The organism is Dyadobacter diqingensis (genome assembly GCF_024220585.1).
Lineage (GTDB): Bacteria > Bacteroidota > Bacteroidia > Cytophagales > Spirosomataceae > Dyadobacter > Dyadobacter diqingensis.
The window spans coordinates 784,519-792,142 of sequence record NZ_JAMXKF010000003.1; the positions used below are offsets into that span (position 1 = coordinate 784,519).

Below are 7,624 nucleotides of genomic sequence, written 5' to 3' on the forward strand. Positions count from 1 at the left end.
TTAGAAAATATCTTAAATGTTAATATGTTTGTACATTACAACATATTGATGAAATATACCTTGCAATGCCCATGAAGGCAGAAATTGTAAAGATGTAATCAGATATGTGTAAACAATAATACATGATGAAATATAACGGAATCAATTATCCAGAATTCATATAAATGAAACGATCGAGAAAGCTGCTTAACAGCGTGGTTATTGGGCTGTCGGTATTGACGACTGCTTTTGCAGGTAATGAAAGAGACGGTGTATTTAAATATGTTGACCCTAAAATCGGGACAGCGCATAGCAGATGGTTTTTCTATACACCTGCTGCTGTGCCTTATGGAATGGCCAAACTGGCACCTTCCACGAATGGACATTATGGCAATCCATCCGGTTGGGAGGCTGTGGGTTATGATACGCGCCACAACTCCATTGAAGGTTTTGTCCATTTTCACGAATGGCAGGTCGGCGGTATCAGTTTTATGCCAGCGACCGGTCCTTTGAGGGTAAAACCTGGTGATCTGGAAAGAAAAGAAGAGGGCTATCGGTCGGGGTTTGATAAAAGAAATGAAATTGCACAGCCGGGTTATTACAAAGTTTTGCTGGAAGATTATCAGATTACCGCCGAACTTACGGCAACCAAACACGTGGGATTTCACCGTTATACATTTCCGCAAAATAAGGAGTCGAGGATTTTGCTGGATATCGGAAATGAGCAGGGTGAAAGCGGTGAGGTACGGAACGCGGAAATCAGGATGACGGACGCCACGCATTTTGAGGGATTTGTGATAACTTATCCCAAATATGTAAAAACGTACGACCCGAAAGGGCAGGTTTCCATGTATATCTACGGAGAAATCAGTAAAAAACCGGTTAACGTAGGCGCTTTTACAGCCAATGGTATTCAGCCGAAATCGAATGCGGCGAAGGGAAAAGGTGCGGGTTTGTATCTTGAATATCAAACAACAGTCGGAGAAGTGATTGAAATAAAGGTTGGCCAGTCTTATACTTCTGTTGCCAATGCCAGGGAAAATCTAATGGCCGAGGCTAAAAACCTCTCTTTCGAAAAGGCAAAAATCAATGCCCGGAATACCTGGGAGGCTGAGTTGGGCAAGTTGTATGTAGAAGGGAGCAATCAAAAAGATAAGGTTAAATTTTATACAGGTTTGTATCATGCGTTGCTGGGAAGGGGCACGTCCAGTGATGTGAATGGGTCATTTCCAAAACATGATGGTTCGATCGGGAAACTGCCCAGGGATAAAAACGGGAATTTCAGTTACAGCATTTATAATACGGATGCCATCTGGGGCGCCTATTGGAACATTACCCAGTTGTGGGCGCTTTCCTATCCGCAGCACTACAATAACTATGTTCAGTCTCAGCTTGAAATTTATAAGGCAAGAGGATGGTTTGCAGATGGTGTTGTCAATGGGAACTTTGTTTCCGGCGTTGGTACCAATATGGTCGGGCTTGCGATCGCGGGCGCTTACGCCTCGGGAATCAGAGATTATGATACAAAACTGGCTTATGAGGCGGTAAAAAATAACGAACTATCGTACAGAAACAGGTTGGAAGGCTCGGGGAAAATGGATTTGTCGGCATTTATTAAGTATGGATATTCACCTTATCTGGTAAAAAATGTAACGGACTCGACCGGGTCGCATTTTTCCGCGTCACATACGCTGGAATACAGTTTCAGCTCGTTTGCCGCTGCACAAATGGCTAAATCACTTGGTAAAAAGGATGATTATCAAAAGCTGATAAAATATTCGGAGGGCTGGAAATTACTTTTTGACCCGATTGAAAAAGTGATACATCCGAAAGATGCTGCGGGGAAATTCATCGATAAATTTGATGCGATGGAGCCATGGATAGGGTTTCAGGAAGGTAATGCGATACAGTATACCTTTTATGTCCCGCACAATCCGGCTGGGTTAATAACGGCGACGGGGAAATCAGCTTTCAATGAAAAATTGAACAGTATTTTTGAGACAGCTCAAAAGAACAGTTTCGGAGGAGGCAAGGAAATTGACGCGTTTGCGGGGATTAAGTCGTTGTACAATCATGGTAACCAGCCTAATCTTCATGTGAGCTGGCTGTTCAATTTCTCCGGTAAACCATGGCTGACGCAAAAATGGACCCGGGCAATCTGCGATGAGTTTTATGGAACGGAAAGTATTCATGGTTATGGTTACGGGCAGGATGAGGATCAGGGGCAGCTGGGCGCGTGGTATGTCATGGCGTCTCTCGGGCTGTTTGATGTGAAAGGTCTTACCGATCTGCGACCGGTGATTCAACTGGGTAGCCCTGTTTTTGATAAAGCGTCGATCCGGTTGGGCAATGGCAAGATTCTGGTGATTGAAACACAGAATAACACAAAGGAAAATGTATATGTCCAGTCGGCCAGGTTTAACGATAAAGTTCTGGACAACTGCTGGCTTTATCGGGATGAGTTGATGAAAGGCGGAAAGCTGGTGATGGTCATGGGGAATCAGCCGAACGAAAACCGGGGTAAAACAGCACCACCGTCAGAACAATAATAACGATATCAGAAAGCCGTTATTATCCGTATCAAGTATCCGGATAATAACGGCTTTTTCATAAAAAAGATAACCGTCAGATCATTTCTACACTTCACTGATCTGTTTTTGAAGTACTTCTATTCCTTTTTTAGACTGACTATCAAAATCCTGATACACGAAACATTCAATAGAAAGTCCGCCTTTGTATTTTATTTTTTTCAAGGCGGAAAGATAAGGTCTGAAATCGTCGCCTGCCACGCCTGGCGGAGTCCGGTTTTGTTTTTCGGCAATATGACAATGCACGATATGTTTTCCAAATTTGACGATCTGATCGGCCTGTTCGTCCTCCTTTAACATATGGTATATATCACAAAGCAGCTGAAAAGACGGACTATTCACCTCATTGATAATTTCCACTCCTTCCGATAAGCTGTTAATAAAATTGGTTTCTCCGCGGTTCAGAGGTTCCAGTGCAATCGTCACACCGTGCTTTTCTGCCAATGGAGCCATTCTTTTACTCAGTTCTATATGCTGCGCTTTTGCTTTGTTGCGATCAAAACCCTCAGGAATAACCCGGGATGCGCCGCTTCCAAAAACAATGTACTTGGAGCCACATTCTTTTGCTCTTTTTAAAGCCAGATCCGTGCGTTGTAAAATCGCTTCATGGTTGGCGTCAGGTCCGAGTGTCTTCAGATCGCCAGGCAGCAGGATTACATAAGAGCGGATAGGGAACTGGTCGGATTGCAGCTGCTGAAGATTTTTTGCATACTGCATATCCCCGTTTTTCGGGATCAGGAATCCGCCGACAGATTCCTCAATGTAAGAACATCCATAATTTTTTAACAGTGCCGCTTTTTCATAGGATGCATAAACACCCAGCGGCAGGGAAAATTTAGCTCCGAAATCGTCCTGAGAAGCTGCCCGCACAAGGCTTTCTGCGCCCAGGGACAAACCAGCGCAGATCCCGGCAGATTGTTTCAAAAATGTCCTTCTTGACTGAGACTCAAATGGCTGATCCATATCGGTTATTTTTTAAAAGTATATGTATTATTAAAAAGGAAGAATCAGGACAATATGTATATAAAAAATAGGGGTGATAGAAAAAAGTTTACAAATTTGAAATTTTATCGATAAATTATTATACGGTAATATATTGAATATCAGATATTATTACATTGAACTTTTGGTATTTCCTAGACTCCTGCGAAAAAAAAGTGTACAAATATTTTTTATAGAAATATGAAAAATAATTTTTCTATAAACCAAATATACCTCCGCATTGGTAATCGACTTGTTTTAAGAATATTAACAATTTGATAATTTGCACTATCCTTACAAAGTGATTTTTTAGGTTAAATTACCAGTTGCACTTTTGATTTATTTTCAGTTATTTCATGGAAATTTATTTCTCCCTCCCCTTAAATCATTAACAACTTTAAATCTCTTTCACCTCAGAAAAAAATTGACATGTCTATGTACGTTATAAAGCGTGACGGTCGCCGTGAGTCGGTAAAATTCGACAAAGTGACTGCCCGTATTGAGAAACTGAGCTACGGCCTGGATAACAATTACGTCCAGCCCATAGAGGTAGCCAAAAAGGTCGTATCCGGTATCTATGACGGGGTAACCACCGCCGAACTGGATAACCTTGCTGCTGAAACAGCAGCTTCGATGACTACCAAGCATCCTGATTACGCTATTTTGGCGGCCCGGATAGCAATCTCAAATCTCCATAAAAACACATTGAAGTCGTTTTCGGCTACAATGAAACGTCTTTATACTTATATAGATGATAAAACCGGCGAAAATGCTTCGTTGATTTCCAAGGAAGTTTACGAGGTTATTCGTCAGCATGCGTCTTTGCTTGATTCTACCATTATATATGACAGGGATTACGCCTACGATTACTTTGGCTACAAAACCCTGGAAAAATCTTATCTACTTAAAGTTGACGGAAAAATTGTAGAGCGTCCTCAACAAATGCTGATGCGTGTTGCGATTGGTATCCACCAGGACGATGTGCAGGCAGCGGTTGAAACGTACCATTTACTTTCTGAGAAATGGTTCACGCACGCTACGCCAACCTTATTTAACGCGGGTACACCGAAACCGCAGATGTCGTCCTGTTTCTTATTAACGATGAAAGAGGATAGCATCAATGGTATTTATGATACATTGAAACAATGTGCGCTGATCTCACAGTCGGCTGGTGGTATTGGTCTGAGTATACATAACGTGCGGGCAACCGGCTCTTATATTAAAGGTACCAATGGAATGTCCAATGGTATTGTTCCGATGCTTCGCGTATTTAATGATACAGCCCGTTATGTGGACCAGGGCGGCGGAAAACGTAAAGGTTCTTTTGCTATATATATGGAACCCTGGCATGCCGATGTCTTTGATTTCCTTGATTTGAGAAAAAATCATGGCAAAGAGGAACAGCGCGCACGGGATCTTTTCTATGCGATGTGGATTCCGGATTTGTTTATGAAGCGCGTGGAGGCAAATGACACATGGTCGTTATTCTGTCCGCATGAGTGTCCGGGACTGGCTGATACGCACAGTGCGGAATTTGAAAAACTGTATGAGCAGTATGAACTGGAAGGCAGAGCCCGTAAGACGATAAAAGCGCAGGATCTCTGGTTTGCCATTCTTGAATCGCAGATTGAAACAGGTACACCTTATATGTTGTATAAGGATCATGCGAACTCTAAGTCAAACCAGAAGAATCTGGGGACAATCAAGTCGTCGAACCTTTGTACTGAAATTATGGAGTACACTGCTCCTGATGAAGTAGCCGTGTGTAACCTGGCCTCGATTGCATTGCCAAAATTTGTGGAGATGAAAGAAGACGGTTATTACCGTTTCGATCACCAGAAATTATATGAGATTACGAAAGTGATCACCCGCAATCTGAACAAGATTATTGATCTTAATTATTATCCTGTTCCGGAAGCTGAGAAAAGTAACAAAAGACACCGTCCGATCGGTATCGGGATACAGGGATTGGCGGATGCTTTCTGCATGATGCGTATGCCATTTGATTCTGACGAAGCGCGTCAATTAAATAAAGATATCTTCGAAACCATTTATTATGGAGCGATGGAAGCGTCCATGGAGCTGGCCAAACTTCACGGTCCTTATGAAAGCTGGGAAGGCAGCCCGATTTCAGAGGGGATATTCCAGTTTGACATGTGGAATGTAACACCTGAAAGCCAGAATTGGAATTGGGATAAGCTGCGCAAAGAAGTTATTCAGAATGGTGTGCGTAACTCATTATTGCTTGCGCCGATGCCAACAGCTTCTACAAGTCAGATTTTAGGGAACAATGAATGTTTTGAACCATTTACATCCAATATATATGTAAGACGTGTTCTTTCGGGAGAATTTGTTGTGGTGAATAAGTATTTGTTGAAAGACCTTGTGAAGCTTGGTTTATGGAATGAAGAAATGAAAAACAACCTGGTTCGTGCCAGCGGCTCGGTTCAGGCCATTCCAAATATTCCGCAGAACATCAAAGATCTTTATAAAACTGCATGGGAAATTAAGCAGCGCAGCATCCTTGATATGTCTGCTGACCGCGGCGCTTACATTTGCCAGTCGCAGTCTCTGAATATCTTCCTGGAAGAACCGAATTTCGGAAAATTGACCTCTATGCATTTCCACGCCTGGAAAAAAGGACTGAAAACGGGTATGTATTATCTACGTACACGTGCCGCGTCTGCCCCGGTTCAGTTTACATTGGGCAAACAAGCTGAGGCGCAAATCGAGCCGGCTACCGAAGTGGTTGCAGAAAAGGAACTGAATTATGTACAATATGCCGAAGATCATACGAAACCGGTTGCACCTCGTGACAGCCGCTCGGATATGCAGTGCTCATTGGATGATCCGGAAGGATGTGAAGCATGCGGGTCTTGATTTGAACCGGTGGTAAGAATAAAAACAGGCTTCAGCTTTTTAAGTTGGAGCCTGTTTTCGTTTGGGGAGGCTTATGTATAGATAAATGTTTAAGATTGGGGGTATTGAACATAATCTGATATTAACCTAATTCGTTGTTGAAATATCGTGTAGTTAATTTGTACACATGGAATGATTTTTGGATGTTTTGTTCAACCAGGTGTAGTTCGGTTGGGTGTAATCCTTTGTTGGGATTGATTTTTACTGGGATTAATCTTGCTGGGCGTAGAATTGTTTTTTGTTGGGGATTGATTTTTTGCTGGAGGGTAGTCTCCAGATTTGTTGGGCGTAGTCTCCAGACTACGTCCCGGCGTCATCGGTCTCCGATCGTTATAAGATTTACAATATATTAAGCAGCAAGGAAATTAGATTGTTGAATAAACAGATAACAGGCCAATGAAAACATATAAAACCGTTCTTCGTGCAGTACTCATGCTTGTGACGATCTCCCTTTTACTACTTGGAGCGCTTAGCTCGTATCAAAACTGGTCGGATAGTAAAAATATCCTTGGAGTTGGATTAATGCTTTTCATTGTGATGGTTGCAGATCATTATATAAGTAAACGCATGCTGGCTAAACGGCAGAAAGATTCGGAGGCGGGTGTTTAAATTAGTTTGTGTTCTTTCATAATGTATTTCCCTGGTACTGTCAATAGGATTGGTATCCGAGATCCAGCTTTACATTTCGCTTGCTTCATTAGTATCTCCCTGTTTCTAGTATTGGTAATGGTTCATGATTCTGAGGCTGACTAGGAGTTAGTAGCGACTTATCCGGGAATCCTGCACATATTGTTTGGTATCGTTGCGCATTAGAGTGTTTGTTGGGCTATAGTGTGTTGTTGTTGGGTGCTATACTGTTTGTTGGGCTATAGTGCGTTGTTGGGTGTTTGTTGGTCGGTGTTGTTGGTCGTAGTCTCCAGACTACGACTGGGTGCTGGCGGTCTCTGACCGCATTAATGCCAACATTCTATATATAGTGTCACATTTCTTCAAAAGGAAAGCCTGTCCAGCCCCATCTCCAAGGTCTTCCTGCACAATCCCGACACCCAACCCCGAATCCACCGCACACTGGCCCTGCGCACCCAGCCTTTTAAGGCTGTTTCCCTTGTCCCAACGATCCACCCCTGCAACAGCCAAAAAAACTTTCCTAAAAACGC

The 7,624-nt window shown here is 42.7% G+C and carries 5 protein-coding genes; 3 read left to right on the forward strand and 2 right to left on the reverse strand.

Features of this window, described 5'->3' with window-relative positions; translation table 11 throughout:
* The first annotated feature begins 164 nt into the window (after positions 1-164).
* A complete protein-coding gene (locus M1L62_RS12515; RefSeq protein ID WP_254413377.1) occupies positions 165-2,528 on the forward strand; it encodes a GH92 family glycosyl hydrolase in 2,364 nt (787 codons plus the stop codon).
* A gap of 87 nt (positions 2,529-2,615) precedes the next feature.
* Here M1L62_RS12515 and M1L62_RS12520 read toward each other — a convergent pair whose 3' ends face one another.
* On the reverse strand, positions 2,616-3,530 hold the full coding sequence (locus M1L62_RS12520) for a sugar phosphate isomerase/epimerase family protein (RefSeq protein WP_254413378.1): 915 nt from the start codon (positions 3,528-3,530) through the stop codon (positions 2,616-2,618).
* Positions 3,531-3,983: 453 nt separating this feature from the next.
* Here M1L62_RS12520 and M1L62_RS12525 point away from each other — a divergent pair, with 453 nt between their 5' ends.
* Together M1L62_RS12525 and M1L62_RS12530 are read left to right on the forward strand one after the other, a co-directional pair.
* Entirely contained in the window at positions 3,984-6,428 is a 2,445-nt protein-coding gene (locus M1L62_RS12525; RefSeq protein WP_254413379.1) for a ribonucleoside-diphosphate reductase subunit alpha, read from the forward strand.
* 435 nt (positions 6,429-6,863) lie between these two features.
* Positions 6,864-7,076 carry a hypothetical protein gene (locus M1L62_RS12530; RefSeq protein WP_254413380.1) on the forward strand — a complete coding sequence of 71 codons (213 nt, stop codon included), beginning with the start codon at positions 6,864-6,866 and terminating at the stop codon, positions 7,074-7,076.
* A 312-nt stretch (positions 7,077-7,388) separates the two neighbouring features.
* Here the strand turns inward: M1L62_RS12530 and M1L62_RS12535 are convergent.
* Positions 7,389-7,624 (reverse strand): hypothetical protein (locus tag M1L62_RS12535; protein WP_254413381.1); only part of this gene is annotated, 236 nt, incomplete at its 5' end.